A 26,665-nucleotide genomic window follows, 5' to 3' on the forward strand; every position below is an offset into this window, starting at 1 on the left:
ATCCCGGAAAGATGGAAAATGGCACCGCCCGTTTCAACTGAACAGCGTAGCAGCACCGTCATCTGGGGCCTGGGTCTGACCCAGATCATCGGCTACGGCACGCTCTATTACAGCTTCAGCATCCTCGCGCCCGGGATGGCCAGGGATTTCGGCTGGACGCAGGAATGGGTATTCGCAGTCTTTTCCGCCGCCTTGCTGATCGGCGGTCTCGCCGCGCCGTCCATCGGCCGCCGCATCGATCGCCATGGCGCGGGTGCGATGATGGCCCTGGGCTCGCTGGTCGCGGCCTTGTCGCTGGTCCTGTGCGCGCTCGCGCCCGATCGCCTGACCTTCGTCGCCGGCATGATCGTCATGGAGATCGCCTCGGCCTTCGTCCTCTACAACGCGGCCTTTGCGGCCCTGGTGCAGATCACGCCGCAAAGCGGCCAGAAGAGCATCACCCATCTGACACTGATCGCCGGTTTTGCCTCGACCCTGTTCTGGCCGATCACCACCGAACTGCACGCGCATCTGACATGGCGGCAGGTCTATTTCGCCTTCGCCGTCCTGCATCTGGTGGCGTGCCTGCCGTTTCACTGCTGGCTGGCACGCGCGATGAACGCCGATCGCCGCGGCGGCAAGGACAGGGCCAGAGCCGTGGCAGCGATCGCAGGAAGCGTCGCCTCCGGGGATCGGCGCCGGGCGTTTGCCCTGATGGGCCTGGGATTCGCGCTCGAAGGCTTCGTCCTGTCGGCGCTGCTCGTCCACATGGTTCCGCTGCTCAGCGCCGTCGGGCTTGGGGCGAGTGCTGTGCTGGTGGGCACGCTGTTCGGCCCTGCCCAGGTGTTCAGCCGCTTCATCAACATGCTGGCCGGCCGCGGGCTGTCGCAGTTGGTGCTGGCGGTGATCTCCGCCGCTTTCCTCGTCGCCGGCTTGTCGACCTTGCTGGTGTCGGCTCCCTGGATCTGGGGTGCGGCGGCTTTCGCCATCCTTTTCGGCCTCGGGTCGGGATTGACCAGCATCGTCCAGGGGTCCCTGCCCCTGGCCCTGTTCGGCTCCGAGGGATATGGCGCGTTGCTGGGCAAGATATCGTCGATCCGGTTGATCGTATCGGCACTGGCTCCGTTTGTCTTTTCAGTGCTGATGGCGCGTTTCGGCACCTGGCCTGCGCTGGCCATCGCCATCGTGCTGGGCATCGCCGCGGCCATCGCCTTTGCCAGCATCGGCTGGCGCCGCCGTGAAACTGAAATGGTGCCGGAGACATGATCCGCCTGGCGGCGCCCCCGGGGGCAACGACCGTTGTTTCGCCCTCGGCCGTTCGACGGCGGTTTTGGGATCGTGGAGAACATCGGCCTGGTCTTTGCCGATGCCGGAGCAATCGGACTTGTGTCAGAGCTGTTGGTGCACATGGCTGCGAGGCCGGGCGTCGGCCAAGGTCTGAGGCTGCGCCTTAGCCCCAGGTGCTTGTCACCAAAGCCTTGGGATGACCGATGCATAAAGTCAGGGACGCGCTCGTCGACGTCCTGATGTCGAACACGCAAGACCGCCTTGCCTGGGACCCGGCATCGCCGGCGCAGGCGGCACAACATCTCGGCCTGACCCAAGCGCCCATCCAGCGGGCGGCCGACCGGCTCTGGCAGCGCATCGTGCAGGACAGGTCTTCTGGCGAATTCCACCTGTGGACGTAGCCAGCGCGAGCGGAAGGTGGCGCAGGCGCCGACAACACCAGACCCTGCGAAACCGCCACGCCGCCTGGCCGCTGCTACCAGCGGCCAGACCCACAAGGTCTTCCGATTCCGGATCGTGCGGGGCGCGTCGGGGAGACAGAGGTCGCGAACAGCCCTGCCCGCCACCCAGATCAGCACCGGCCAGCCTGCCCGGCCAAGGCCTGTTGAGGCGGCGGCCTCAGCAGGCCTTTGTCGCGCCTGCGCGGCTGGAAACTGCGCCGCGCGATTTATTGTGCAGTGCAGCAACGATAGACGCTCATCGGCGTTGTGGAGGGCGCGCGGTCCGGTCAGGGCTGCGGAAACAGGACACCGCCATGAGAAACCTATCTGATACGATCTCGCGCCTGGCAGCACGGCGTGCGCAAACGGTCGCGCCGGAGCGGCATGACGACCCGCTCAGGGATCTGGTGAACTTCGGCTCGAACCCCGGTGCCCTGCGCGCCAGACGCCATGTCCCCGAGAACCTGCCTGGCTCAGCGCCGCTGGTCGTCGTGCTTCATGGCTGCACCCAGACCGCGTCGGGCTACGACCATGGCGCCGGCTGGTCCGCCCTTGCCGACAGCCAGGGCTTCGCGCTGCTGTTTCCGGAGCAGCAGCGGTCCAACAATGCCAATCTCTGCTTCAACTGGTTCGAGCCGGGCGACATGATGCGCAACGGCGGCGAAGCTCTGTCGATCCGCCAGATGATCGAGGCGATGGTCCTGGCGCATCGGCTTGATCGCAGCCGGATCTTCATCACCGGGCTTTCGGCCGGCGGCGCGATGACGTCGGTGATGCTGGCGACCTACCCGGAGGTGTTTGCCGGCGGCGCCATCATCGCCGGCTTGCCCTTTGGCACGGCCAATTCGATCCCGACGGCCTTCGACCGCATGCGCGGCCATGGCAGCCGCTCGCAGGCGCGGCTTCAGCAGCTGCTGCGCGCCGCCTCGCCCCACACGGGCCCATGGCCGACACTTTCCGTCTGGCACGGCTCGGCCGACCAGATCGTCGTCGGATCAAACGCCGACGACATCATCGGCCAATGGCGGACCATTCACGGCATCGACGATGAAGCGCCGCCGTCGACGACCATGGTCGACGGCCACAGCCGTCGCGTCTGGAAAGACGGCTCGGGACGGGAGGTGATCGAACAGTATCGCATCAAAGGCATGGGGCACGGCACGCCGCTGGCTGCAAACGGCATCGGGACCCCCGGCCCGTTCATGATCGACGCCGGCATCTCGTCGACGCAGCGCATCGCGCAATTCTGGCAAATCGCAGATCCGCAGGTCGAGATCCTGCTGCCGCAAAAACGAGAAAGAGCAGCGGCTCCCGACAAGCCGGCCCGCGCCGAGGGGATCACCAGGACAATCGAGGATGCGCTGCGATCGGCCGGGCTTCTGCGCTAGAGCAATTCCAGGAAAAGTGTGCAGCGGTTTTCCGTCAGGAATTGCGCAAAAACAAGAAGATAGAGAGATTCCGCGATTCGAAGAAAAGCGGAAACGCTCTAGAGGATACGCGCCGGCTCCGGCCAAGGCGAGCGGGCCACCGGACCCGCTCGCCTGCGTCTGACATGCGTCAGCGCGCTTCTCTCTTCCACACCCGCAATCTGCCCAGAGCCTCGACGAAAGCCGGCATGTCCCGCGGCGTGGCAAGGCGGATGACGCCCTCATCTTCCAGTGCGCCGTTGCCGCAAACCTTCTCGACCAGCCCCTTGGCAGCCGTGACATGGCCGATGAACTTGCAGTGCGCGAAAGCATCGGAGACAAAGTCACGAACATCGGGATTGTCCGACAAGGCTGGCATCGTCTTCTCGTCCGGCAGCAGCGCGACCGCGTCATAGAGCACCGAGGGCGCCCCGGCGATCATCTGGTCCGCCGGCACCAGGCTGCCGTCGCTCAACTTGGCCCCGCCGACCTTCGGCGCGATGATCTCGCAGCTGGCCCCAGCCTTGGCGATCGCGTCCTTGAGCGCCGAAAGCAGGGCGGCATCGGTGCCGTCGGTGACGAGAATGCCGAGTTTTCGTCCTTCGAAGCGCTCGGGTCCCTTGGCGAGAATGCTGAGCGAGGCTGCCGGCTCGAGATCCTGGCGCGTTGGCATTGCAGCGTCGGCCGCCTTGGGCATGGACTGCAGGCCCAGATTGGCGGCGACGCCATTGGCCAGGCCGCGATCGACATTGACCAGATGCGACACCATGCGCTCGCGGATGACCGGCGTCTTGACCTTGGCGAGTTCGAAGGTCAGGGCCGCTGCGATATGGGCCTGCTCCGGCGGGGTCTGGCTCAGGTAGAATTGCCTGGCCTGGCTGTAGTGATCGGCGAAGCTTTCGGCGCGCAGCCGCTGCTTGGGCCCGCTCTCGACGTCGGCAAAGGAGCGGAACCCGGCTTGCGGGGATTCGCGCGGTCCCTCGCCCCAGGAATTCGGCTGGTAGTTGGCGCGGCCGACCGGGTTGCGCATGGCCATGTGACCGTCCTGCTGGAAGTGGTGGAACGGGCATTTGGGCGCATTGATCGGAATATGGGTGAAGTTGGTGCTGCCCAGCCTTTTGATCTGGGTGTCGAGATAGGAAAAGTTGCGCCCCTGCAGCAGCGGGTCGTTGGAGAAGTCGATGCCGGGCGGCACATTCTGCGTCATGAACGCCACCTGCTCGGTCTCGGCAAAGAAGTTGTCGGGCATGCGATCGAGCACCAGGCGGCCGACCGGGACAGGCGGCAGCAGCTCTTCGGGAATGAGCTTGGTGGCGTCGAGCACGTCGAAGTCGAAGCTGTCGGCGAACTCCTGGTCGAACAGCTGGACCTGCAGTTCCCACTCCGGAAAATTGCCGGCCTTGATCGCGTCCCAGAGGTCGCGGCGATGGAAATCGGGATCGGCGCCGTTGATCTTCACCGCCTCGTTCCAGACCACGGACTGGAGGCCGAGCTTCGGCTTCCAGTGGAACTTGACGAAGGTCGATTCATCCCTGGCGTTGACCATCCGGAAGGTATGGACGCCGAAACCCTCCATGAACCTGAACGAACGCGGGATCGCCCGGTCGGACATCACCCACATGATCATGTGCATGCTCTCGGGCGTCAGCGAAATGAAGTCCCAGAAATTGTCGTGGGCCGATTGCGCCTGTGGAAAGCCGCTGTCCGGCTCGGGCTTCACCGCATGGATGATGTCGGGAAACTTGATCGCATCCTGGATGAAGAACACCGGGATGTTGTTGCCGACGATGTCCCAGTTGCCCTCCTGGGTGTAGAGCTTGACGGCAAAGCCGCGGACGTCGCGCGCCAGGTCGACCGAACCCTTGCTGCCGGCGACGGTGGAGAAGCGGACAAAGGCCGGGGTCTTCTCACCGGCACGCTGGAAGATGTCGGCGCGGGTGTATTTTGCCAGCGACTTGTAGGTCTCGAAATAGCCATGCGCGCCGTAGCCGCGGGCATGCACCACGCGCTCGGGAATGCGCTCATGGTCGAAATGGAAGATCTTCTCGCGCAGGTGGAAGTCTTCCAGCGCGGTGGGTCCGCGTGCGCCGATCTTCAGCGAATTCTGGTCATCTGAGACCGGGCCACCCTGGGCGGTGGTCAGCACGGGGGTTGCGCCTTCGGCCAGCTGGTGCAGCTCGCCGCCTTCGCCGCGCTGGAGTTTCTGGTCATGGATCGTGGCAATCTTGCCGCGGTTCGTTGACTTGGCCATGGCTCATTCCTTGGAGAGGGGGTGCGGGTGCGCACATCACCCTCAATGCCGCGACGCCGGTGCGGTTCCCTTGGTTCTCGAAATGAAGTTGGGGCTCACGAAATGAAACGGGGGCTCGCGAAATGAAGTCTGGCCGCAACATATGAAATTGGCGTGGGCACTGCCGCCCGCCGGCTGAGCCGGCATTGGCCACATCCCGGCCGCCCCGCCGAGCCGCCCCGCTGATATGTCCGAGCGGCCATGGATGCCAGGCGGCCGACTGAGCCGGCGCGCCGAAATTGTGCCGGCACTTTTTGGGAACCAATCGTCCTGCCAACGGTTTTATTGTCGCAAGTCAGGAGAAAATAATGAAAAATCTTATACTTAGCGCGGCCATTCTGGCTGCCACGGCTTTCCATGCCCAGGCGCAGACCCAGCCGTCGAGCGACCCTCAGACGCCGGCCATCGCCACGCCTGATACTGTCAATCCGACGGCTCCGGTAGCCGGCGCCAACAGCTTCACCGAAGCGCAAGCCAAGGCCAAGATCGAAGAGGCGGGCTTTCAGAACGTGACGGCGCTGGTCAAGGCCGAGAGCGGCATCTGGCAGGGCAAGGCGACCAAGGACGGCAAGGAAACAGCCGTTTCGCTCGACTACCAGGGCAACGTCGTCGCCCAGTAATCCGGGCCCAACATTTTCACCCCATTTCAGGACGTAGAAGGAAGATCACCATGGTAAGTGTGACAGGATTGTTCGACCATTATTCCGACGCACAGGCAGCGGTCGAAGAGCTGCACCGAGCCGGCATTTCGCATGACGACATCAGTGTCGTGGCGAGCAATGTCGACGGTTCATATGACGCCCGTTCGTCGGATACGGCAGACGCTGCCGGCACCGGCGCGGGCATCGGCGCCCTTGTTGGCGGCACAGGCGGCCTGCTCGCCGGCCTCGGCGTCATGGCAATCCCCGGGGTTGGCCCGGTGGTGGCAGCCGGCTGGCTGGCGGCGACCGCCGCAGGTGCTGCGGCCGGTGCACTCGCAGGCGGTGCGACTGGCGGTCTCATCGGGGCATTGACCGATTCCGGCGTCCCCGCCGAAGACGCCCATGTCTACGCCGAAGGCGTGCGACGGGGTGGCACGCTGGTGACCGCACGCGTCACCGAAGGCGCTGAAGAAGACACCGCAAGGTCCATCCTGCACAACGCCAATCCAGTCGATGTCAGCGAGCGCCGGGCAGCCTATGCCGATGGCGGCTGGACGGCCTTCGACGAAACGGCCGACCCGTACTCGCCCAAGGACATCGAAGAAGAACGCCGGCGCTACGCCACCCGCATCCCTCCGGTGGTCTGATCGCGCCGTAGTCTGGCCCTCCGTAGTCTGGCCCCCCGTAGTCTGGCCCCCATAGTCTGAACCGGTGAGCCGCCGCTGTCTTGTCTACGACGCGGCGGCAAAACCTTGAAATGCCGAGGGGCTAGATGCCGAGGGTGAGATGCTGGCGACCCGATCTTCCGGTAGGGCCGCTTGGCTAGCACACATAGCTGCCGGCCGAGGGATCGATTCGCCCGCATGCGCGTTTCATCACTCTCTAATACAGGCTCTTATACAGGAGGCCGACATGCCGGACGATCCGAAGAAAACCGCTGAGGACCGCAAGCTCGTCTCGAGGCAGGAGTATGAGATCGAGGAATTTGCGCGCAAATATGATCTGATGCGCGGCGAAGCCGCGGCGATGATCAGGCGCTATGGTCCATCGCGCCGCAAACTTGACGCCATCATCACGCAGCGCCCGCGCGGGTAGATGGCCAGGACAGATGCCTGAACAGAGCCAGCCCGCCGCATTCAGCGTCGACGAGACGGTCAGTCTCAGGTCCCGTGCCGGCGTGCCCCTGGGCACGCCCAACAGCTTCACCGTCAAGACGATACTGCCCAGCGACAACGGCCACCGTCACTATCGCATCCGCAGCATGGAAGAGGCCTTCGATCGCATCGTGCCCGAGGCCAATCTGGTCGCCGCGGACCAGTGCCAGACGATTCATGACGATGAAGCCCGACGGAATTTCCGCATGCGCTTTGCGCCCAAGCGGCGGCGATAGCGATGCTCTTTATGCGCGCACATTGGCACGTCAGCCCCCTCAAATACCGTCAAAGGCAGTCGCTGACGAAGACGACGGCAAAGCTGCTCAATTTCCGGATGCAACCGCGCAGCTGTGGCTGTTCCCGTTATGAGGGTGTATAGTCGAGACATCGACGATAACTGGAACGGGCATCGTCGGCTGCGAGCGAAGATCAGGCTTCCGCCCCACTTACGGGAGGAAGCTATGAACAGCTCCTCGAACATCTCAGCACTGGATTTCGAAATAGCCCTGGGCGCGTTGCGCCGCATAACCCCCTTGCCGACCGACCGGTCCGACCTTGATGCGCTGGCACGAGGCCTGATCGCCGAACTATGTCCCGACAAGGCCTATCCCGACGCCCTCATAGAGGCGTTGGTGCAAGCTGCGGCAAGCGAACCTCACCCTATCCGCCGGTACGACGCAGGGTAGCCAGGCGCTGGTCGGCATGCGATTCCGCCACCGACAATAGAATGTCGACGTCGTCGAAACTTCTGCGATCATGCAGATCGGCGATGCGTTTCCTGAGCAGCCTGAGGTCGTCACGGATGGCTTCAGCGTCACTCAGGTGATTGCTGGTGGTCTTCATTGAATTCTGCCTGTCGGGGAGGTGCGGCCCTGTTGGCTGGCGAAGAAAGCAGGCGCCACGCCAGCGGCAGCCTGCACAACGGACAAGCGCCCGCTCGCAAGCTCAATCGCCGAGATCATCACAGGTTCCATGGAAAAGGCCTGCCGGATGGGGCACATCCGGCAGGCCTGGTGTGAGCATGACCGGAGGGGGGAGGCCATGCTCGCGACCACAACGCCTGTCGTCCCGATAAATTCCCTGGACGAAGGCCTGCCGGAGGGTTTTCTCGCACTGCGCGGAAAGAAACGCTCAGGCACTGATATCGGTGGGCCTCGCGACAAACCTCGCTGTCGAACGCCCGACGGTTGGGGTCGTCGCAGCCAGATCAAGCCCGGTCGCCAGATCAGGCCCGGTCGCCAGATCAGGCCCGGTCGCCAGATCAGGCCAGGTCGCCAGATCAGGCCCGGTCGCCAGATCAGGCCCGGTCGAATGTGAACGATGTGAGCAAGGTGGTCACGAAATTGCTCGCCTTTTCCTTGACCAGCATATTCGTCCAGTCGTCCGTGCCGCGCAGCCTCAGGTCGGTGTAGATGCTGTCGACAGCCGCCTCTTCGATGCGCTTGATATGCGCCATGAAGGCAACCTCCCCGTCCGCGCGATACATGTCACGGATGACCATGCGCAGGACCTCCTGAATCGCTATTTGCCAGGCAGTGTTGATCGCGTTAATTTCATTCGTGTCTTCTGACATCGAGGTTCCTTTGGGTGGCTTGGCCCTGGACAATGTTCACCCAGGGTTTGAGCAGCCGCCTGATGGCGCGCGGATGACAGGGCGTCCGCGTCAGACCTGTCTCGTAACAGCTGCCGTCCGTTGGTCTCGGATCGCTGGGCCAGGAGCGATCGCGGTCGCCCCTGCACGATCGTGCAGTTCCTTTGCAAGGCGCGCTTGACGAAGCCGGAGCGTCTTTTCCGCGCGCGAGCGAACGAGCACGTCCACCGCATCGAGGGGGGTGTTGCGTGCGAAAAATTGCGATTGCGCACGGCTGAAGGCAATCTCGGCCTGTTGGCGAGATTTGCTGTGTGTCTGAAACAATGGGTTTTCCGATTGGGAGGCCGCATAGGGTGCGCGGCAATAAAAAAGGTCAGGCGGACTGCCTGACCTTGATCGTTATCATGCTCTCACAGTGCCAGTACATCCGTGGTCAACGGAGAGACAGATACTGTATGGCTTAGGCGGCCTGCAGATTGCAGGCAGACATCTTGCCGGACTTGTTGTCGCGCTCCATCTCGAAGCCGATCTTCTGGCCCTCGACGAGTTCGCGCATTCCGGCGCGCTCGACGGCAGAGATGTGAACGAACGCATCCGCGCCGCCATTGTCGGGCTGGATGAAGCCGAAGCCTTTGGTGGAATTAAACCATTTAACGGTGCCAGTGGTCATGATGAACCCTTTCATAGCAAAAAGTGGACCACAACGCCGAAGCGCTGCGGATGGTGATAGCGATTTTTGAAAGAAAAGGTTCGTTCAGGGCGCGGTGCCAAACGCGCGGTAACCAAAGCTCAGCAAGCAAATATCGATGATGGACATGTAGGGCAGCCCTGTCGCGTTGTCAACTCAAGCTTTTGGAATTCAGCAGATTCTACCTAAGGTCGTACAGAGCAGCCGGAAAAAGGCGGTGAAAGCCTTGGTGTAATGTGCCCGAAACCAGAGGATACCATCCATTGCCCTGCCGATCTCGCGCAGGGCGCGTGCCGCAAGCCTGTCTAACAGCCAGGCTGACCACCGGCCGCACGCCGGGAGCCGTACCGCGCGGCGACGCGCAGCAGTTGCACGCCCGACGGGGTCCGTCTTCCACCCATTCCGCCAGGGCCGAGATCGAGTTGCCGGCATTGCGGTCAAGTTGGAACAATTGATGCAAGGCCCGCGCATCAACCGTGGTACAATACTTGTGTCGGACCTGGCCAATCAGCCTTTCGACGCAACTGCCGAGTCATGACTTGCTTCGTAAGTCTCCGGCCCTTGAGGGCCTCTCCATGCCACATCCGACAGAGCATTTTGAAGCGGCGAGCACCCTTGCCGTGGTGATGTCTTCCAACGAACCGCTGCTTTTCCTGTCTGACACTCTCAGAATTATTGCGGCAAGCGCGTCGTTCTGCCGGGCATTCGAGATCGACCCCGCGTCAGTCGCAGGCAAGCTCCTCGGCGAACTTGGAAACGGGGAGTGGGCGATGCCCAAGCTCGTTTCACTGTTGACGGCGACCGCGACCGGCAGTGCGAGCATCGATGCCTACGAGATCGACCTGAAGCGACCAGACCAGATGACGCGGCAGTTGGTCGTCAACGCAAGAACGCTCGACGACGGCGACCTCCACCATATTCGCCTGCTTCTCGCCATAACCGATGTGACCGACATGCGCGCCCAGGCTCGCCTGAAGGATAATCTGGTTCGCGACAAGGCCATCCTGCTGCAGGAGGTCCAACATAGGGTCGCCAACAGTCTGCAGATTATCGCCAGCGTCCTGATGCAGAGTGCACGTCGTGTGCAGTCGGAGGAGGTTCGTGGACATCTTCACGACGCCCGTCATCGCATCATGTCAATCGCAGCGCTGCAACGACAGCTTTCCACATCCGATGGCGGCAGCGTTGAGCTCCGTGGCTATCTCACGCAGCTTTGTCAAAGTCTTGGCGCATCGATGATCGCAGACGCCGAGAGGCTGTCAATCCAGGTGAAGGTCGATGACAGCACCGTGGATGCGGACATATCCATAAGTATGGGGCTCATCGTAACCGAACTCGTGATCAATGCCCTCAAGCATGCCTTTCCCGGCGAGCGGACCGGGACGATCGTGATCGAGCATCGATCGTCGGGTAAGGACTGGACGCTTTCCATTGCCGACAACGGGATCGGAATACCCGTGGGGGACGATGCGCCCAAGGCAGGGCTCGGGACTAGCATCGTGGAAGCGCTCGTTAAGAACCTGAACGCCGAAATTACGGTGAGCGACGCGGCCCCAGGTACGGTGGTCACAATCAGCCGTCGGGAAACCGCGGGCCTGCGGACCGACCTTTGTTCAGCGGCGTAGAAACCAATCTGCTCCCACAAACTGCAGTGCTGCAGCCCACCTCATACATTGAGTGACCAATGAAGAACGGCAAACCGGTCGTCCTGATCGTGGAAGACAGTCCAATCATACGAATGAGCGCAGTCGATCTTGTCCTGTCGGCGGGCTACGAAGCGCTGGAGGCTGGCGACGCCGACGAAGCAATCCGCATCCTCGAAATGCGAGATGACATCGATCTCGTGTTCACCGATGTGCAGATGCCGGGGACGATGGACGGTATCAAACTGTCCCACTACATCCGCGATCGATGGCCGCCCGTGAAGCTGATCGTAGCCTCAGGTGCTGCCATCATCGAGGAGAGCATGCTACCCGGAGGCAGTCGCTTCTTTTCGAAGCCCTACGACGATCTCACCATCACCGAGGCAATGGCACGCCTTCTTTCAAGCGACAAGCTGGACTTCGACAGCGGGGCAATGGGGAAATAGTTCGCGTGCGTTTTCCCTTGCGTCAGGCGCCGCAGCATCGGCAGCACCCCGGCCTTCACCCATTCTTGTTCCGCTTCGCCGCCGGCTTGCGGCTGCTCGGGATCGGCGAGTACAGACCGGCTCGTTGATGATGATGGACGCCTGAGCGCCATACCCCGCTCGACCCTCATCGGAGCCGAGCCCGAAGCGCCTCGACCTGACGAACGCCTTTTGATGAGCCCTTGGGGATCGGGCCGGCGGCCCCCTGCCATGAAATAAAAAAGCCCGCCACCTCAAGGCAGCGGGGCTCGATCTGGAGAACCAGATTACACGCTGGAGAACCAGATCACATCGGCGGTGACAGCGTCACCTGCGTGACCTTGGTGATGTCGTCGCCGTCCATGGTGACCACCACCTTCTTGCCGACCGCAAGCTCAGCGGGAACGGCAACGTCGGCGCCGACCGTGAAGCTCTTGCCGTCCTCCAGCATGATGACCTTGGTCTCCTTGTTGTATTCCTTGATCACGCCTTCAGCAGTTCCTGCGAAAGCCGTGCCGGCAAGGAACAGCGTGGCGCCAAGCGCCAGAATGAGCTTTTTCATTTTTTGATTTCTCCTGGCCTTTCAGGCGTGTTTGCCTCTAGGCCACTCACTCAACCTTCTCGCGCCACTATGGTTGCCATGGCTGGCCGAGATAACGGGGGCTGGCCGAGATAACAGGGGCTGGCCGAGATAACTGGCGCGCACGCTGTTGCCAATGCAGCAGCGGCGGCGACGTTCTCCTCAATCCTCCGGAACCGTAAGCGCCATCAGTCGTTCTGGCCCCGAGGGATCTCAACCAAAGGAGCCAACCATGCCGACCAAAGAAAAGGGCCTTGAAGACCTCTTCCACGACACTCTGCGCGACATCTACTACGCCGAGCGCAAAATCCTGAAGGCGCTGCCGAAGATGGCCCGCGGCGCCAGTTCCATGGAATTGAAAGCGGCGTTCGAGAAACACCGCGACCAGACCGAAGGCCATGTCGAGCGCCTGCAGCAGGTCTTCGCGCTGATGGACAAGCCGGCCAAGGGCAAGACGTGCCCCGCTATCGACGGCATCCTTGAAGAGGGCGAGGAAATCCTCGAGGAGTTCAAGGGCACGGCGGCCGGCGACGCCGGCCTGATCTCGGCTGCCCAGGCCGTCGAGCATTATGAAATCACCCGCTACGGCACGCTGCGTCGTTGGGCTGAAATCATGAAGATGCCGGAGGCAGCGGAACTTTTCGCCGCCACCCTGGCCGAGGAAGAAACCACCGACAAGGATTTGACCATGCTGGCAGACAGCAAGGCCAACCGCCAGGCCTTGGCCGCATGATCAACCGTCCTGGAGCTCTGCCGAACAAACCGGCAGAGCCGCGGGACCCCTCAAGAGCAACCGCAGGCGCGACCATGAAATCGACGACCCCACCTCTCCCAACCGATGACGAACTCGTCAGACACCTCGTGGAAACCAGCGATCTGTCGCCGCTCCAGGCCGCAGAACTTGTCAGGCTGCATGGCCGGGACCGTCAAAAGCTCGAGCAGATGGCCAAGATATCCAAGGCGGAGGGTTAACCGGTGGCTTCCTTGCAGCCAGCCGCCGCCGCAGGCAGGCAACGGGCAATACAGGCAAAGATAGACAAGGACGACGGGCGCAAGGCGCCGCGCAAAGCCAGGCCCGCCAAGGCGATGCAGGCCGGCGCCAGACGTTATCCTGCGCCGCCCTTCCCGAAGCAGCATCTGCCGAAACCCGGCCACGAAACCGCGGTCGAGCCGGCGCCGATGTATGACGCGCCCTATTATCTCGGCTCGCAGAAACTCGCCGGCAAGGTCGCGCTGATCACCGGCGGCGATTCAGGCATAGGTCGAGCGGTTGCGGTGCTGTTTGCGCGGGAGGGCGCCGACATCGCCATCGGCTATCTCAGCGAAGACGTCGATGCGAAGCAGACAAAGCTCGCCGTCGAAGCGGAAGGCCGCAGCTGCATCCTGCTTCGCGGCGATGTCAGTTCGCCCGCCGCATGCCGCAAGGCGGTGGCGAGGACAGTCAAGCAATTCGGCAAGCTCGACATCCTCGTCAACAATGCCGCCTTCCAGGTGCATTCGGCCGATATCGCCGACCTCACCGAGGCGCATTTCGACACCACGCTCAAGGTCAATCTCTACGGCTATTTCCACATGGCCAAGGCAGCGCTCGCGCATATGGGGCCAGGCGCCGTCATCCTGAACACCGGCTCGGTGACCGGCATCAGGGGCAGCAAGGAGCTGGTCGACTATTCGATGACCAAGGGCGGCATCCATGCCTTCACCAGGGCGCTTGCCGCCAACCTTGTCGATCGCGGCATCCGCGTCAACGCGGTCGCACCGGGACCGGTTTGGACGCCGTTGAACCCGTCGGACAAGCAGGCTGAGGACGTGGCGCAGTTCGGCGCAAAGACTGCGATGAAGCGTCCGGCCCAGCCCGAGGAAATCGCCCCCGCCTATGTGTTCCTCGCCTCGTCGCACTGCTCCAGCTACATCACCGGCGAGATCCTGCCGATCATCGGCGGCTACTGAGAAAATGCCTGCCGGCCGAGGCCGGCACGACACGTGCATGCAAAGGTGAGCGCCATGTTGCCGCCCGAAATCATCGACAACCCCGACCTGTCCATCGATGAGAAGATCGGTCGTCTGCGCAACCTCGATGCCAGCCTGCGCAGCCTGTACCGGGCGCTCTACCCCGGTGAAACGCCGTGGGACGACCTGGCCGAGATCGAAACCGGAATCCGCAGCCTCGAACAGATGCTGCCGTCGGGAACCACGGTCGATCGTTGCCGCGACGACGACAGACAATGACACGTCCCGGGTCCCGACCAAGGGGTTACCGGGACCTCCGCCGCTGCAAGGACCTGACGGCGCTGGCCGACAACAAGGCCAATCGTCAGGCACTTTCGGCATGATCCATGACCACCGGCCGGTCGTCTCGCGCAGAGGGCAGGCCCATGACCTCGAGAGGGCAGAGATGAGCAAGGCATTGTTGGCACTCCCGCTGGCGCTGATGTCGCTGTCGGCGGCCCCTGCGACGGAGAAGGACTTTCTTCAAACGCTTTCCGGCAGTTGGCAGGGCTCCGGCCAGGTCCGGCTGCGGCCTGATACGGCGCCGGTCCCGGTCGTCTGCACGCTGCGATCACGCAGCAAGGGCGCTTCGCTCAATCTGGACGGCAATTGCCGGGCAAAAATCGTCTTCTCCAGGCGCATCGGCGTCGATCTGCGCGCCGAAGGGGCGCGTTATTCCGGCACCTATGTCGGTTCACGTCGCGGTGCGGCCAGCCTTGCGGGCAGACGCAGCGGCGATACTGTCACGCTGCAGATCAACTGGCCTGACCGCGGCTCAGGCGCGCGGGTCGCCACCATGCAGGTGGCGAGCAGGATTGCCGGCAAAATGCGCATCGTCACTGTCGAACGACACCCGCAGACCGGAAACCGGGTGGTGACGGCTGATATCGCCTTCAGCCGCAACCAGACGGGCCTCTTTTACAGACGCACATTTTTTGAGCCGGGCGGCATCCTTCGCTGCGTGGGGGAACCCTAGCTGAGCACGGCGGGTTGTTGACAGGAAACGGAGACCCACCATGGCCAAGACAGCAACGCGGCAAAGCCCAGCCGAACCCAGGCCGGCACTGCCCCCGGACAATCCGACGCCCAGGGTGAAACCGACGCCCCAGGACAAACCGACGCGCAACGACAAACCGACGCCCAGGAACGAACCGACGCGCAACGACAAACCGACACGAGACACGCGGGACGACCCGTCAGCCAATCCGGACGCCGACGAAAACCAGCCCGACACCGCGCCCCACAAGGACGTCGAAAAGCTTCAGCGCAAGCTGAAGCGCTGATGCACCAAAAAGAAAGGCCTGCCCACGTCTCCGTCGGCAGGCCGTCAGGTTCTGGGATGCGCAGCCGGGAAAGGGACGAAACCGGCTACATGTGCAGTGTCTAAACCCGACAACAGCGCCGAAGTTCCATCGTTGGGTGAGCACCCAGCCGAGCCCCGCCCGGATCGAACCGCGAGCCGGCACCCGCAGCCGCCGCTGCATGATCACGATTGTCGCCGCGCGGTGGGTTTGTCGGAACGGATCGCCGACTGGATGGTTTCGCCAATCCACCCACCAAGAGGAGACCAGTCATGGACCACAGCAATCACGTCCGCCTCACCGAGGCCGAACTCACGCCCGATCTGCTTGCCGACGCCACCATCTATGGCCCCGACGACGAGGACATCGGATCGGTGTCGCATGTCCACGGATCCGGCAGCACGGCCCAGGTGATCATCGATGTCGGCGGCTTCCTCGGCATCGGCGCAAAACCGGTCGCGGTGCCCGTCAGCCAGCTCGATTTCATGCGCGACGAGGATGGCGAGGTCCACGCGGTGACATCGTGGACGAAGGACCAGTTGAAAGACATGCCGGAGCATCTCGACTGATCTGCATGTCGCGTCAGTGGCGCGGGATGGGCCCGCGCCACGGGGCAGGCGCGCACCTTCACGCGAAATGGCCATGATTGGCCGCCGATGAAAGATGCGGCGCCCGGACATCTGGTTCTGGCGCCCGCCTCTGCCGGCGCCTGCAGGTTGCGGGCCGCGTTCGCGGCCTGTGAGCGCGCCGCCAAGCGAACGCTCACTTTTTGATGATATCCCTACAGTAACGCTTGTTCACGATCCCGTGAGGGCGGCCCCACAGATCGAAATAATGTGTTACACTTCGTGAATGCTCAATCTCGCAGCAATCAATGCGGAAGGAGCCCGAAATGAATCAGGCGAACAATGACCGGAAGTCCTTGGATCAGAGGATTTCAGATTACAGACCAAGCAAGAAGAGTTTGGCTTGGTCAATTGTGATCAGCGCTATTTTGACCATGATATTCGGTTTTACTGCTGGAGGCTGGGTTACCGGCGGATCCGCGAGGCTTATGGCGACGGTGGCGGCGCGGGATGCCGTGGCGGAACTGGCCTCTACGGAATGTGTGAACCGCTTTCTCGGTGGCACCGATGCGGCCCAAAGACTGACCGACCTGAAAGCTCTCAGTTCCTGGCAACGAGATGACTTTGTCAAAGACGGCGGCTGGAGCCAGTTCGGGTCGGAGGAAGTCGCAGGCGCTGCCGTGATGTGCGCTGACAAGCTCGCAGCCATGGACGGCGTGCCCGAAACGACGTCCTCGGCGGCGGTCGAAGGATAGCCCCGCGCCGGGAGTTTCAACATGGACAAGGAATTCAACCCACCGGTGGTGATAGCACGCGAGAACCGAGCCGGACGCAGGACGATAGCGTCCGCCTGGGAAGCGCTGGAGTGGTTGCGACTGCGAAGACCGGCTTGCACAGGCCCGCGATACCGTTCGGCCGTTCGCATATGTCGCGATGTGCTCGATGGGTTGCGGGCTCCCCCGGACGCCCGCCGAGCCTTCATATCAGCCGCCAGGGAGGTTGGCCGGCGTGTGTTCTGACGTGAAATGAAGGGGGTGGAGAGGGATGAAGTATCGCGACGTGCAGGAAAGGCTGAGGATGGTTGGCATCGTCATGAGCAAGTCCCAGGGCCGAATACGCATCAACCACTTCGGGGCGACTGCGGAAACCGCGTATTTCACCTGTTGCCTCGAGGATGCGCTTAAGACGGGGCAGGCTATGGCCGAGCCAAGTGCACTGCCCGAAGCGTGGTGTGCGGAACGCACATAAGACTTCAGGAGATGGAAGGACGGCAGGCGATCTCCTGAAGCGACCGCCCGGATCGGGAGGAACATCCGGGCGGTCTTTTCCGTTGGGGATGACCGCTGCCCAGAAGAATGAACGCCAACAGGATCGGCGACTGCCGAGGATGTGGCGCACGTGGTCGTCGCCGTGAACTGTGCACTGTAGAACGCTCTTCCGGCTGCGATGACGCGGCCGCGTCTGCTGCAACAGGAAGGAGAGCTAAGTGGCTTTGTCGGTCAGCGCGATTTTTATCCTGCTCGCGGTTGCCCTGTTGCCTGTGCTCACGAACTTCCGAACGTCGTTGCCTGGCGGCGATGTCGCCGCGTTTGTCGTTTATCCGATCACCATCCTCGCATTGGCAGCCTTCGGAATAGCCGGCGCCATCGCTGCGCTCTTCTAGGCGCAATCGACCCGCCAAGGGCACTTGGCGCCAGAATGACCTATTGTCGGAACATTGACGGTTGCTGATATGCGCCACCGTCGACTGCGAGCGATTATCGGTAAGCTTCCGCCCCGAAACGTGAGGGAGGATGCTTTGAAAAGCTCCACGGTGTCGGCCTTCGAATTCGACCTACCCTCAGCGCTCTCCATAAGATCGTAACAGGCGATCTGTCCAAGCGGCCGAGCCTGGCGCGACTTAAGCCATTGAATTAAGTGGCGATCCCGACAGGATTGCCAAATCCGCAAAATTCATTGTGGAATCAAGGACGTCCGCCCGAACTTCCAAATGAACTGGCCCACTGATTCAGTTACAGAATTGTTGTGCCGCCCTACCCGCTGATACGGTCAAGGAGATGGTGATGAGAGTGCTTGTTTGTGGTGGCCGCGGCTGGTGCGACATCCTCGCAATGATGACGGTCATGGATGAGCTGAATGATGCGCATGGCCCAAGCCGCCGGATCTTCTTCCCGACCATCTCCCTGGAACCGGAGAAAACGCGCTCGACCTTGAGGAACCCATGGCCGCCGGGGACACTCTCACACTTCATCCGACCGGAAAGAGAATCGACGTCAACGTCGCCGAACAGTTGGATCAGGTCCGTCGGGTAATAGACGTGAGCTCGCCTGCATAGCGCACCGAACCTCGACCAAATCGCGGGCATCGTTCAGCTTGGACAGCGGAAAGGGTGTGGTTCGGCTCGGCTGTGGCATGAGAACGAAATAGGAACAAACTCCTTTTGGAGTCAATTCACATCATGTCGGAACGAAGCTCCGCGGCCAGCTTTTCGAGGCCGTCGACTGACCCTTGATAGGACGCTGCATAGCGCGGAAACAGCTCCTGCTGGTTCCTGTAAAATGCGAGCCACTTCGGCAGGTCCGAGATTGGATAGGTGTTTGTCCAGTCACCATTCGCCATCGTGAAGGTGCCGGCTGCAGAATCATAAGTGACGTTCATGCCCCGCCCTAGCGCGCCGGTTGGCAGTTGAAAACCACCGCCCCAATTGACGCCGCACCCGCCGTGACATGACTGGCTTCAACGAAGCGTCCCGTGACGTCTACCCCGGCACGCTGGCGCCGACGGCAACCGAGCCTGGCGCCCGCTTCATTCCACCCTCCGGCAACGGGCGGGCGCGCCATTTTCTAATCCATTGCTGGCCGCATCCCTGCTTTGCCTCAGCGAGCCAAATGAGTTGCAGCATTGCAACTAGGGAGCGCCAAAGGTTAGGCCCCGAAGTAGATTGTGTTTGCTAAATTAGTTCCGCCACGTAATGCTTGAGGCAACTCTTAACTGGAGGGGGTACCTGGATGAAAAACTTCCTTGTCGCGACTACCTTTCTATTGGCAATCGCCGGATCTGCTAACGCGGCAGATGTCGTGGTCGAAGAGCCTGCTCCTATCGTCCCAGCGGGCTTTGTCTGGACGGGTGGATATGTCGGTATTCAAGCCGGTTGGCAGTGGGGTAGAGACCACACCGAAGAGTTCTTCGGTGGCGTCGCCACTGGTTTCGATGAAGACCTCGACAGCGATGGCTTTATTGGGGGTGTCCACGCCGGTTACAACTGGCAGTCAGGACAGGTGGTCTACGGTATCGAGGGCGATTTCGAGTTCGCCGCTGTCGATGGCGGATACCGCCTCGACAACGGCAATGGCACTGACTTCGATATGAATTGGCAGGCGTCCATTCGTGGCCGACTTGGTTTCGTTCCGATGGAGCGTCTGTTGGTCTATGGCACTGTTGGCGCCGCTTTTGCCAACCTCGAATATACCTACGTCAGCGCCAACACGACGTTTGAATCGTTTGACGAGACGAAAGTCGGTTGGACGGCCGGCGCAGGCATTGAGTATGCCGTTACCGACAACATCACCACCCGCTTGGAATATCGGTATACCGACTTCGGAAGCGTTTCCAATTTGTCGGCGGTCGCTTTCCCAGGCTTTACCTATGATCACGACCCGCAGTTCCATGCTGTCCGTGTCGGTCTCTCATACAAGTTTTGAAGTTTGGACTGATCCATGCTCTTTGACCCCGGCTCAGCGCCGGGGTTTCTTTTTGTGCGGACCGCGGCATCGGCCTGACAGCAAAAAGACATCAAAGCCAACCGGTCGGAATGCCAAGATCTAATGCACGCCGGCACCGCACATTGGCTAGGTCGCCCTCATCCCTTGGGCTGTTGCCCGCAACCATGCCCACCCCACCACGCAATGCGGGCGGCCCGACTTGGCAACAACCAAGCGGGCCGCTTTCGCAATCCTTGCCCCTTGAAATCCGTCCTCGCCTGAACGTCCTCGCCTGAATACGATTTAGGCATAGCGGGAGGATCTGACCATGGGCGACGCTCAGTACCTCAATCACAAACTCGAATGTCCTTACTGCGGCACCATTCGCCTGCGCATTCCTGACGATGTGCAGCCGGATTCCCCGATCTCGTGTGAGGATTGTGGCCGACATCTTGGTATGTGGGATGAGTTGCAAACCGACTTTGAACGCCAGGGCGGTGCAGATGGTGTATTTCGTATCGATAAGGGCCGGATCAGACGCCTAGCGTGAGTTGCTTGGAGCGTGTCCACAGAGACAAAGGCCCGCCGCTTTGCCTCGGCAGGCCTTTGCCCTCAACGTGGTTGAAAGGGTTCACCACGTCACCCGCCTCGAACCGGGTTATCCTCACAATTCGATAGATCGGTTTCGGTTCCGCAGACTCGCCGAGACAAAAACCGCTGTCCGTTGGAACTTGCGGTGGGTGCCAACGTTCCAAAGCCGAACCTCTCTCTCACCCGGAGCAAATGCAATGGCCACGACCAAGGCAGGCGGCAAGGACTCGCTCTCGAAAAAGGGGACCGAAGCTTCCAAGCATCTTCAGACGGCGACACCGAAAAAGGAAACCGGGGGAAAAAAGGTCGATGAGGGAAAGCGGGCGAAGCCATCAAAATAGTAGGGCGACATCTGGCGAACCGCCATTCGCCCAGAGGAAATGAACCCGGCGACGATCGTGAGCAGCACGCAGCAGCGGCTATACGCCGACTAAGGCATCAAGACAGAACAGGATCTCGTCGATGCGGTTGAGCGGTGTCTCGCCAAAACGCGAAAGCCCCGCGACCTTACGGCGGCGGGGCATTGTGTCCTGCGGCGCTAGAGATCATTTCTTTGAGAATGGCCGGGTCGCCATCGATCTTGGCGCGAGCGTCGAAAACCGCACAGTCGAGCGATGCCGTCATTCTCCGCATGGAGAAGAACCCATGACGAACATTTTCGGCAAACGCTATGTAAACCGGCAGGAATCCTTGCCTTCTGGCGGTCTATGATAGGCTAACACATTGAAAATATTGGCGATCCCGACAGGATTCGAACCTGTGACCATCGGCTTAGAAGGCCGGTGCTCTATCCAGCTGAGCTACGGGACCGCTGGCCGGCGGGGCCGGCGTGATCGTGGACGTCAGTGCGTCCAGGGCGTCCTGCGGTCATAACGGAAATTGTCGGAGTAGGAAATCTGCCGGCGCTTGGCTTCCTTCGGCTCCTGCACGCGGAAGGCGATGCCTTCCTTCTCGGCGTAGGCGACAGCTTCTTCGCGGGTCTCGAAGGTCAGCCGGATCTGGCTCATCATGTCGCCGGAGCTGGTGTAGCCCATCAGCGGGTCGATCTTCTTCGGCTTCTCGGCGTCGAATTCGAGCACCCAGTGCCCGGTCTTGGCTTTGCCCGACTGCATGGCGGTCTTGGCAGGGCTGAAAATTCGCGCGGACATTAATTCCCTCATTCGTGAGTCCGCAGCGAGCGCGGACATCCAGATGCGCCCGTCATTTACTGCGCAATCGCCAATGCTGCAAGGCGAAAGCCGGTTTCCGCTTTTTTGCCCTTGCCATGTCGAGCGGAAGCCACTAGGCACGGCGTCGAAATGTGATTTCGGAGTGTAGCGCAGTCTGGTAGCGCATCTGGTTTGGGACCAGAGGGTCGGGAGTTCGAATCTCTCCACTCCGACCATTTTCTCCCCGCGACAGCTTTTCCCAGGACATCGATCTGTCCGCCCATGGCATCTGGCGTGCGCTGGCAACGGCCTTGCGCATCACGCCACGGCCATGCGCAGGCGAATCGCGCGCGATGGAACGGCCGACATCGGCCAGCGCTCAGCCCGTCCCTGCCTTCCGGCATGACGCGACCGAAAGGAAACGCACCGGCAGCTCAAGCAATTGCTCGGGGCCGTGCGGTGCTGCGGGTGCAGAAAGAGCACTGGTTCTCAACCGCTTGAGCCCGGCGGCAAGGTCACGGCATGGATCCCAGGGTCTCCGCGACGGAGCTGCGCTCCTGCTCCGCCCTGGGATGACGAAGGGGTGGGCCTGAGGCCAATTATCAGTGGCGGCGACCGGCACAGATCGCCTAGCGATGCTCTGCGGTTGCCACGAGCTCTTGCCAAAAGCCAGCCTTGGAGCCTGCCCAAGCGCCAACCGTGGCGGTTGGCCGAAACCAATGTGCCTTCGTCATCCCAGGGCGAAGCAGGAGCGCAGCTCCGTCGCGGAGACCCTGGGATGACAAAATGGTGGGCTCCCGACATCACCACCCAAGCCCACGAAACAGTTCGTGCCATTCGGGATTGGTCTTCTCGATCAGCTCGACCTTCCACTGGCGTGGCCAGCGCTTGAGCGATTTCTCGCGCTGGATGGCGTCGCGGATGTCGAAGTGCTCCTCGTACCAGACGAGGCGATGCACGCCGTAACGCGCGGTGAAACGAGAGCCCTCGCTTGCCTTGTGTTCCGGCAGACGGCGCGCGAGATCGTTCGTCACGCCTATATAGATCGTGCCGCCCTTCTGGCTGGCGGTCATGTAGACATATCCGGTCATCGCGAGAGATTATTCGCGGCAAGGTTGCGCGCAAGGCCTGCCACATGGGCGCACGCCCCGCAGTTGAACCCCACCTGGCGACGGCCCACCCCTTCGTCATCCTAGGGCGAAGCAGGAGCGCAGCTCCGTCGCGGAGACCCTGGGATCCATGCCGTGACCTTGTCGCTGGGCTCAAGCGGTCCAGAAAGCTCTCCTGCTTCAGCCCCAGGTTCCTCATCCTCGCGCCTCAGCCATGCCCAGTTCAATCGTGGGCAATGGAATGCGGCCGGCCATCGCTCAGCCCTTTCTGGCCGGCCGGCATGACGCGACCGAGACGTATCGGACCGGCAGCGTCAGCAGCTGATCGGAGCCGTGCGGGGCGGCTGCGTCGAAGAACAGGCTGTCATCAGGGGCCATGCGGTAAAGTTCCATGCCGTGGCGCCAGACCATCTCGCCTTCCAGCAGATAGATGAATGTCGTGCCGGCATGCTGGCGCAAGGCGGGGCGGTCGGCGTCATCGGTCAGGAAAACGAGACAGGGGTCGACCGACACACCTGCAGCATCGGGGACGACATAGCCGAGCGGGCGATGACCGGCGCGCGTGCCGCAGCGCTCGGTTGGCAAGCCGGCCTTCACGAACCTGGCGTCGCGCACATCCTCGGACGGTTTCAGCAAGACGCTCAGCGGCACGGCCAGGGCGCGCGACAGCTGGTGCAGCGTGGTCAGCGACGCCGAGATGATGCCGTTTTCGATCTTCGACATCATGCCGAGCGACAGGCCGGCGGCCCGCGCCAGCTCGATGATGGTCATGCCATGCCTGCGCCGGCAGGCCCTGACCTCGCGGCCGATGGCCATTTCGAGCCGGTTGCCGGCAGCGCCGCGCAGCGCGTGCGGGTCCTGGTTCAAAGCCAGAGCTGCGTCGGCCATGTCGCCTCCGCCAAAGTCGAAGCCTGATATTGTCATGCGCGTCACCTCCTGAAATGACCATGTCGATGGCCTCGTCGCCCCCCCCTGTTGCCGGCATCTTTCGCCGGCATCCTTCACCGGCATCTGTCGAGGTGTCTGTCACCGGCATCTGTCGCCGGCGTCTGCCGCCCCTATCGCAACGGCGGCCGGTCGCGACGGCCCGACCCGAAATCCGCCGCTCAATTCGGCACGTCGGCGCGACGTCAGTGGTCTGCGGACCTCCGCGACGGCGCGAGCCCGCCTGCTTGCATCCAGAACGCAAAAAGCTCCCGGCGGGGTGACCCGCGGGAGCTTTTTTGCTCTGCCATCGGCCCGCATCGGTGCGGGCGCGATGGGGTGAAGCGTCAGGGATTTAGGCGGTCATGTCAATGGGCATGCGGGGGGCATGCGGGGGGCATGCGGGGGGCATCCCGGGGGCATCCCGGGGGCATCCCGGGGTGGATCTCTGGGACTCGGGGCGGACAAGTCGAGGGTGCTCCGGCGCGCCGGCACTGCATGCGTCACGGGCCACGCGGGCTCGGGCCGAATGGCGAAACGCCTCAAGCGCGGCGCGACGGCGGCGCGCCGGCATGCGATGCGCCACAGGCCCGGGCCACCGGCATGTCAGGCCGACCGGGAGCGACCGCGGAGCGCATCGGCCGGGAGATGCCTAGGCAACGTCCACGGCCTCCTCGACCGGCAGCTTGAGCCGGGGACACGTCGAGGCTGATGCGGCGCGCCGGCATTCGATGCGCCACAGGCCCGGGCCGCCGGCATGTCAGGCCGACCGGGAGTGACCGAGGAGCGCATCGGCCCCTCTCCCGGATGCCTAGGCAACGGCCTCCTTCACCGGCAGCTTGAGCGCGTCGCTGGCATTGATGATGGCAAGCGCGATCGCCTCGATGGTGGTGCGCTTGTTCATCGCCTGCTCGCGCAAGGTCTCGTAGGCAACCTGCTCCGACACCTTGTTGGTGGCCATCAGGATTTCCTTGGCCTTGTCGATGTCGCGATGCGCCTTGAGCTTGGCGGAGAGCCGCTCGACGCGGATGCGCAGCCGCTCTTCGCGGCGGTGGTTGTTGACGCTCAGAAGGATGTTGGCGAGGATTCCAAAAGTCCTGAGCGGCAGGCCGATCACCGCCTGCGCCCTGAGCCGCAGCACCTTCTCGACGATGATCGGGTTCTCATAGTCGACGATGGCGATCAGCACCGCCGGCGGGTCGTCGGCGTTCCAGTTCCAGCTGATGCCGCCTTCGACGAGCGGGCGGATGAAGGCGAACACCACGTCGATATTGGCAGGAATTTCCGCCGGCGGCGGCCAGTTGGTCTGGACCTGGCAGCCGATGCGGTTGAGGTGCTGCCAAAGCTCCTCGCCCTCGCTGCTCTTGGGCTGCAGCAGAAGCACACGCAGCGAGCGTATGTCCTTGATCTGGATCGGCGCTGATCCGTCATGCGGCGCCACGTGGGGGCTACGTGATACCATTGGTCCTCATTACGGCAATGTCGTCGGCAACAACGCTTGCCCAGGGTGTCGTTTGCCCTGATGTCGGGCGGTTTCTTGTCCCCATGCCCCTCGGCACAGGGTCATCGCTGAAGTCCCTTGCCTCCCAGCACGGGTCATAAGGAATGCATGGCCAGGCGCTCCCCCCATTCCTCGGGATTGTAGCTGGCGAGATAGGGATCGGGGCGGATGGCCGTTGCCGATCTCGACAGGATCTCGAACTGGCCGTCCTCGCGCGCCCGTGCCACCCGCGGCCACACATAGGTATGCGCATTGTCGGGGTCGATGCGGATGCGCCCTTGCGGGGCGTCGAATTCCGAACCGAGGATGGCCGGCCTGAGCGTCTCGACATCGTCGGTGCCTGTCTTGCGCAGCGCATTGGCCACGACATGGACCTGGAAATAGGCCGCCTCCCAGCACATGTTGGTCACCGCATCGCTGCCGAACCTCTTCTTGTAGCGCTCGACGCAGCGTTCGTTCTCAAGCCCGCCGACCGACTGGAAATAGCTGGCCGAGGTGATGTGGCCGGCGCCGACGTCGATGCCCATCGCCTGGATGTCGGTTTCGCTGGTGGTCAGGCTGGCGATCGGCATCGCCCTGGCATCGAGGCCGGCTTCGGCGAAGGCCTGGTAGAAATGGACGATGCTTTCGCCGACGAAATTGCAGAAGATCACATCAGGCTGCTTGCGCTTGATGTCTGCTATCAGCGGCTTGTAGGCTGAGCGCCGGGCGTCGAGCTTGAGATAGCCGCGGCCCGCCACCTCGCCGCCATGCCTCAGCAGCATCTCGTTCATGATGCGGTCGGACTCGCGCGGCCAGATATAGTCGGAGCCGACCATGTAGAAGCGCTGGCCGACATGGTTGAGCAGATGCTCGCCGAGCTGGACGCTGTTCTGGTTGGGGGCGGCACCGCAATAGATGGCGTTGCGCGAATATTCGAAGCCCTCATATTGCGCGGGATAACAGAGCAGCCCGTTGCGGTGCTCGACCGCCTTCAGCACCGCCTTGCGCGTGCTCGACATGTAGCAGCCGAAGATGATCCGGACGCCGTCCTCGACAAGCAGGCGGTTGGCGAGGTGGTGATAGGCAACCGCATCGCAGCCCGGATCGTAATGGACGGCAACAAGCTCACGGCCGTCGATGCCGCCTGCTTCATTGACCTCGTCGATGGCAAACAGCGTCGCATTCAGCATGCTGCGTTCCATCACCGAAGTGACGCCGGTCTCAGAGAACAACACGCCGACCTTCATCGGCTCCTCGGTTCTTGTCGCCATCGATTGCCAACTCCGTCAGATTGTTCATCCGCGAACTCGACACAAAAAAAGCGCCCAGCGCGGGTTACCGCAGCAAGCGCCTTTGCTCGACTGATCGGGACATCGCTGTCCTTGCGTAAACTGTGCCTCAAGCGCCCTGCCCCGTCAACTCGCTTGCGCCTGGGCAAACGATATCAGGCAACTGCCCTGTTCCGGCAAAGCCTGTCCGACGCTCGCAGGCGAGCCGACAAACCGCCAGACACGTTGCTTTGCCTGATGTTGCGCCGATCGGACGAAATCCCGGTTGACAGAAATCGGGAAGTTGCGGATGATCATCGACATCAGGCCTGCGACGCTGCGGGCTGAGACCAGAGCAAAAAGGCTCCCGCGGTTCATCTCCGCCGGAGCCTTTTTGCGTTTTACCACCAGTGCGCTGCGCG

35 protein-coding genes and 2 tRNA genes are annotated in these 26,665 nt (G+C 62.3%); 23 read left to right on the forward strand and 14 right to left on the reverse strand.

The window, feature by feature from the left end; genetic code table 11:
* Window positions 1-18: 18 nt before the first annotated feature.
* The 3 genes from arsK (at window position 19) to N7E70_RS21925 (ending at window position 3,094) form a co-directional block, all read left to right on the forward strand.
* Window positions 19-1,245 (forward strand): arsenite efflux MFS transporter ArsK, encoded by a 1,227-nt coding sequence (gene arsK, locus N7E70_RS21915; RefSeq protein WP_263007627.1) that lies wholly within the window; start codon window positions 19-21, stop codon window positions 1,243-1,245.
* A gap of 224 nt (window positions 1,246-1,469) precedes the next feature.
* Window positions 1,470-1,667, forward strand: a complete 198-nt coding sequence (locus tag N7E70_RS21920) for a hypothetical protein (protein ID WP_263007628.1) — start codon at window positions 1,470-1,472, stop codon at window positions 1,665-1,667.
* A gap of 353 nt (window positions 1,668-2,020) precedes the next feature.
* On the forward strand, window positions 2,021-3,094 hold the full coding sequence (locus N7E70_RS21925; RefSeq protein ID WP_263007629.1) for an extracellular catalytic domain type 1 short-chain-length polyhydroxyalkanoate depolymerase: 1,074 nt from the start codon (window positions 2,021-2,023) through the stop codon (window positions 3,092-3,094).
* A gap of 169 nt (window positions 3,095-3,263) precedes the next feature.
* Here the strand turns inward: N7E70_RS21925 and N7E70_RS21930 are convergent, their stop codons facing one another.
* Window positions 3,264-5,363, reverse strand: coding sequence for a catalase (locus tag N7E70_RS21930; RefSeq protein ID WP_263007630.1), 2,100 nt, complete (start codon window positions 5,361-5,363; stop codon window positions 3,264-3,266).
* 347 nt (window positions 5,364-5,710) lie between these two features.
* Between N7E70_RS21930 and N7E70_RS21935 the strand changes: the two genes are divergently transcribed.
* The 5 genes from N7E70_RS21935 (at window position 5,711) to N7E70_RS21955 (ending at window position 7,883) form a co-directional block, all read left to right on the forward strand.
* Window positions 5,711-6,022, forward strand: a complete 312-nt coding sequence (locus N7E70_RS21935) for a PepSY domain-containing protein (protein ID WP_115732746.1) — start codon at window positions 5,711-5,713, stop codon at window positions 6,020-6,022.
* Between the two features lie 50 nt (window positions 6,023-6,072).
* Window positions 6,073-6,690: a general stress protein gene (locus N7E70_RS21940; RefSeq protein ID WP_115732747.1), complete on the forward strand. Its 618-nt coding sequence runs from the start codon at window positions 6,073-6,075 to the stop codon at window positions 6,688-6,690.
* A gap of 265 nt (window positions 6,691-6,955) precedes the next feature.
* Window positions 6,956-7,138, forward strand: a complete 183-nt coding sequence (locus N7E70_RS21945) for a DUF3606 domain-containing protein (RefSeq protein WP_115732748.1) — start codon at window positions 6,956-6,958, stop codon at window positions 7,136-7,138.
* Between the two features lie 13 nt (window positions 7,139-7,151).
* Complete coding sequence (locus N7E70_RS21950; protein ID WP_115732749.1) at window positions 7,152-7,433, forward strand: hypothetical protein; 282 nt, start codon at window positions 7,152-7,154, stop codon at window positions 7,431-7,433.
* A 225-nt stretch (window positions 7,434-7,658) separates the two neighbouring features.
* The gene (locus N7E70_RS21955; RefSeq protein WP_263007631.1) at window positions 7,659-7,883 is read left to right on the forward strand and encodes a hypothetical protein; all 225 of its coding nucleotides are present in this window, start codon (window positions 7,659-7,661) and stop codon (window positions 7,881-7,883) included.
* Here N7E70_RS21955 and N7E70_RS21960 read toward each other — a convergent pair.
* From N7E70_RS21960 to N7E70_RS21975, 4 genes are all read right to left on the reverse strand, one after another.
* The gene (locus N7E70_RS21960; protein ID WP_154385161.1) at window positions 7,858-8,040 is read right to left on the reverse strand and encodes a hypothetical protein; all 183 of its coding nucleotides are present in this window, start codon (window positions 8,038-8,040) and stop codon (window positions 7,858-7,860) included. The genes N7E70_RS21955 and N7E70_RS21960 overlap by 26 nt on opposite strands.
* A gap of 454 nt (window positions 8,041-8,494) precedes the next feature.
* Window positions 8,495-8,770, reverse strand: coding sequence for a hypothetical protein (locus N7E70_RS21965; RefSeq protein ID WP_210252519.1), 276 nt, complete (start codon window positions 8,768-8,770; stop codon window positions 8,495-8,497).
* Window positions 8,771-8,860: 90 nt separating this feature from the next.
* Window positions 8,861-9,112, reverse strand: a complete 252-nt coding sequence (locus N7E70_RS21970) for a hypothetical protein (RefSeq protein WP_246670760.1) — start codon at window positions 9,110-9,112, stop codon at window positions 8,861-8,863.
* A 136-nt stretch (window positions 9,113-9,248) separates the two neighbouring features.
* Window positions 9,249-9,458 carry a cold-shock protein gene (locus N7E70_RS21975; RefSeq protein ID WP_067966826.1) on the reverse strand — a complete coding sequence of 70 codons (210 nt, stop codon included), beginning with the start codon at window positions 9,456-9,458 and terminating at the stop codon, window positions 9,249-9,251.
* A gap of 593 nt (window positions 9,459-10,051) precedes the next feature.
* On the opposite strand from N7E70_RS21975, the gene N7E70_RS21980 reads away from it, so the two are divergent.
* Window positions 10,052-11,101, forward strand: a complete 1,050-nt coding sequence (locus N7E70_RS21980) for a sensor histidine kinase (RefSeq protein WP_263007632.1) — start codon at window positions 10,052-10,054, stop codon at window positions 11,099-11,101.
* 59 nt (window positions 11,102-11,160) lie between these two features.
* Window positions 11,161-11,565, forward strand: a complete 405-nt coding sequence (locus tag N7E70_RS21985) for a response regulator (protein WP_263007633.1) — start codon at window positions 11,161-11,163, stop codon at window positions 11,563-11,565.
* A gap of 325 nt (window positions 11,566-11,890) precedes the next feature.
* Here the strand turns inward: N7E70_RS21985 and N7E70_RS21990 are convergent, their stop codons facing one another.
* The gene (locus N7E70_RS21990) at window positions 11,891-12,145 is read right to left on the reverse strand and encodes a DUF1344 domain-containing protein (protein WP_115732756.1); all 255 of its coding nucleotides are present in this window, start codon (window positions 12,143-12,145) and stop codon (window positions 11,891-11,893) included.
* 250 nt (window positions 12,146-12,395) lie between these two features.
* On the opposite strand from N7E70_RS21990, the gene N7E70_RS21995 reads away from it, so the two are divergent.
* The 9 genes from N7E70_RS21995 (at window position 12,396) to N7E70_RS22035 (ending at window position 17,682) form a co-directional block, all read left to right on the forward strand.
* Entirely contained in the window at window positions 12,396-12,896 is a 501-nt protein-coding gene (locus N7E70_RS21995) for a YciE/YciF ferroxidase family protein (protein WP_263007634.1), read from the forward strand.
* Between the two features lie 242 nt (window positions 12,897-13,138).
* Window positions 13,139-14,113 (forward strand): SDR family oxidoreductase, encoded by a 975-nt coding sequence (locus tag N7E70_RS22000; protein ID WP_442866474.1) that lies wholly within the window; start codon window positions 13,139-13,141, stop codon window positions 14,111-14,113.
* A 45-nt stretch (window positions 14,114-14,158) separates the two neighbouring features.
* On the forward strand, window positions 14,159-14,392 hold the full coding sequence (locus N7E70_RS22005; protein ID WP_263007635.1) for a hypothetical protein: 234 nt from the start codon (window positions 14,159-14,161) through the stop codon (window positions 14,390-14,392).
* A gap of 202 nt (window positions 14,393-14,594) precedes the next feature.
* Complete coding sequence (locus N7E70_RS22010; RefSeq protein ID WP_157097131.1) at window positions 14,595-15,128, forward strand: hypothetical protein; 534 nt, start codon at window positions 14,595-14,597, stop codon at window positions 15,126-15,128.
* Window positions 15,129-15,168: 40 nt separating this feature from the next.
* Window positions 15,169-15,435 carry a hypothetical protein gene (locus N7E70_RS22015; RefSeq protein ID WP_154385156.1) on the forward strand — a complete coding sequence of 89 codons (267 nt, stop codon included), beginning with the start codon at window positions 15,169-15,171 and terminating at the stop codon, window positions 15,433-15,435.
* Window positions 15,436-15,725: 290 nt separating this feature from the next.
* Window positions 15,726-16,022, forward strand: coding sequence for a PRC-barrel domain-containing protein (locus N7E70_RS22020; RefSeq protein WP_182575327.1), 297 nt, complete (start codon window positions 15,726-15,728; stop codon window positions 16,020-16,022).
* A gap of 323 nt (window positions 16,023-16,345) precedes the next feature.
* Window positions 16,346-16,774, forward strand: coding sequence for a hypothetical protein (locus N7E70_RS22025; RefSeq protein ID WP_067966828.1), 429 nt, complete (start codon window positions 16,346-16,348; stop codon window positions 16,772-16,774).
* 21 nt (window positions 16,775-16,795) lie between these two features.
* Window positions 16,796-17,038 (forward strand): DUF982 domain-containing protein, encoded by a 243-nt coding sequence (locus tag N7E70_RS22030; protein WP_083948634.1) that lies wholly within the window; start codon window positions 16,796-16,798, stop codon window positions 17,036-17,038.
* A 467-nt stretch (window positions 17,039-17,505) separates the two neighbouring features.
* Window positions 17,506-17,682 carry a hypothetical protein gene (locus N7E70_RS22035; protein WP_263007636.1) on the forward strand — a complete coding sequence of 59 codons (177 nt, stop codon included), beginning with the start codon at window positions 17,506-17,508 and terminating at the stop codon, window positions 17,680-17,682.
* A 788-nt stretch (window positions 17,683-18,470) separates the two neighbouring features.
* Here N7E70_RS22035 and N7E70_RS22040 read toward each other — a convergent pair.
* Window positions 18,471-18,677 carry a hypothetical protein gene (locus N7E70_RS22040; RefSeq protein WP_182575326.1) on the reverse strand — a complete coding sequence of 69 codons (207 nt, stop codon included), beginning with the start codon at window positions 18,675-18,677 and terminating at the stop codon, window positions 18,471-18,473.
* Window positions 18,678-19,027: 350 nt separating this feature from the next.
* Between N7E70_RS22040 and N7E70_RS22045 the strand changes: the two genes are divergently transcribed.
* The 3 genes from N7E70_RS22045 (at window position 19,028) to N7E70_RS22055 (ending at window position 20,652) form a co-directional block, all read left to right on the forward strand.
* On the forward strand, window positions 19,028-19,720 hold the full coding sequence (locus N7E70_RS22045; RefSeq protein ID WP_154385152.1) for an outer membrane protein: 693 nt from the start codon (window positions 19,028-19,030) through the stop codon (window positions 19,718-19,720).
* Between the two features lie 328 nt (window positions 19,721-20,048).
* Window positions 20,049-20,270 carry a hypothetical protein gene (locus tag N7E70_RS22050; RefSeq protein WP_182575325.1) on the forward strand — a complete coding sequence of 74 codons (222 nt, stop codon included), beginning with the start codon at window positions 20,049-20,051 and terminating at the stop codon, window positions 20,268-20,270.
* A 238-nt stretch (window positions 20,271-20,508) separates the two neighbouring features.
* Complete coding sequence (locus N7E70_RS22055; RefSeq protein ID WP_182575324.1) at window positions 20,509-20,652, forward strand: hypothetical protein; 144 nt, start codon at window positions 20,509-20,511, stop codon at window positions 20,650-20,652.
* Window positions 20,653-21,044: 392 nt separating this feature from the next.
* Here N7E70_RS22055 and N7E70_RS22060 read toward each other — a convergent pair.
* Window positions 21,045-21,121, reverse strand: a tRNA-Arg gene (locus N7E70_RS22060).
* A 32-nt stretch (window positions 21,122-21,153) separates the two neighbouring features.
* The gene (locus N7E70_RS22065; protein ID WP_067963894.1) at window positions 21,154-21,459 is read right to left on the reverse strand and encodes an ETC complex I subunit; all 306 of its coding nucleotides are present in this window, start codon (window positions 21,457-21,459) and stop codon (window positions 21,154-21,156) included.
* Between the two features lie 159 nt (window positions 21,460-21,618).
* Between N7E70_RS22065 and N7E70_RS22070 the strand changes: the two genes are divergently transcribed.
* A tRNA-Pro gene (locus N7E70_RS22070) sits at window positions 21,619-21,695 on the forward strand.
* A gap of 567 nt (window positions 21,696-22,262) precedes the next feature.
* On the opposite strand, the gene N7E70_RS22075 is transcribed toward N7E70_RS22070, so the two are convergent.
* The 5 genes from N7E70_RS22075 to N7E70_RS22095 all read right to left on the reverse strand — a co-directional run bounded on the left by N7E70_RS22075 (window position 22,263) and on the right by N7E70_RS22095 (window position 26,651).
* Window positions 22,263-22,550, reverse strand: coding sequence for a GIY-YIG nuclease family protein (locus N7E70_RS22075; RefSeq protein ID WP_067963896.1), 288 nt, complete (start codon window positions 22,548-22,550; stop codon window positions 22,263-22,265).
* Window positions 22,551-22,826: 276 nt separating this feature from the next.
* A complete protein-coding gene (locus N7E70_RS22080) occupies window positions 22,827-23,492 on the reverse strand; it encodes a helix-turn-helix domain-containing protein (RefSeq protein WP_263007637.1) in 666 nt (221 codons plus the stop codon).
* Window positions 23,493-24,303: 811 nt separating this feature from the next.
* Window positions 24,304-24,954 (reverse strand): ANTAR domain-containing response regulator, encoded by a 651-nt coding sequence (locus N7E70_RS22085; RefSeq protein ID WP_083948635.1) that lies wholly within the window; start codon window positions 24,952-24,954, stop codon window positions 24,304-24,306.
* 134 nt (window positions 24,955-25,088) lie between these two features.
* Entirely contained in the window at window positions 25,089-26,246 is a 1,158-nt protein-coding gene (locus tag N7E70_RS22090; protein WP_067963900.1) for a transporter substrate-binding domain-containing protein, read from the reverse strand.
* Window positions 26,247-26,390: 144 nt separating this feature from the next.
* Complete coding sequence (locus N7E70_RS22095) at window positions 26,391-26,651, reverse strand: hypothetical protein (protein ID WP_154385147.1); 261 nt, start codon at window positions 26,649-26,651, stop codon at window positions 26,391-26,393.
* Between the last annotated feature and the right edge of the window lie 14 nt (window positions 26,652-26,665).

It is taken from the genome of Aminobacter sp. NyZ550, from assembly GCF_025628925.2.
In the GTDB taxonomy this organism is placed as follows: Bacteria; Pseudomonadota; Alphaproteobacteria; order Rhizobiales; family Rhizobiaceae; genus Aminobacter; species Aminobacter ciceronei.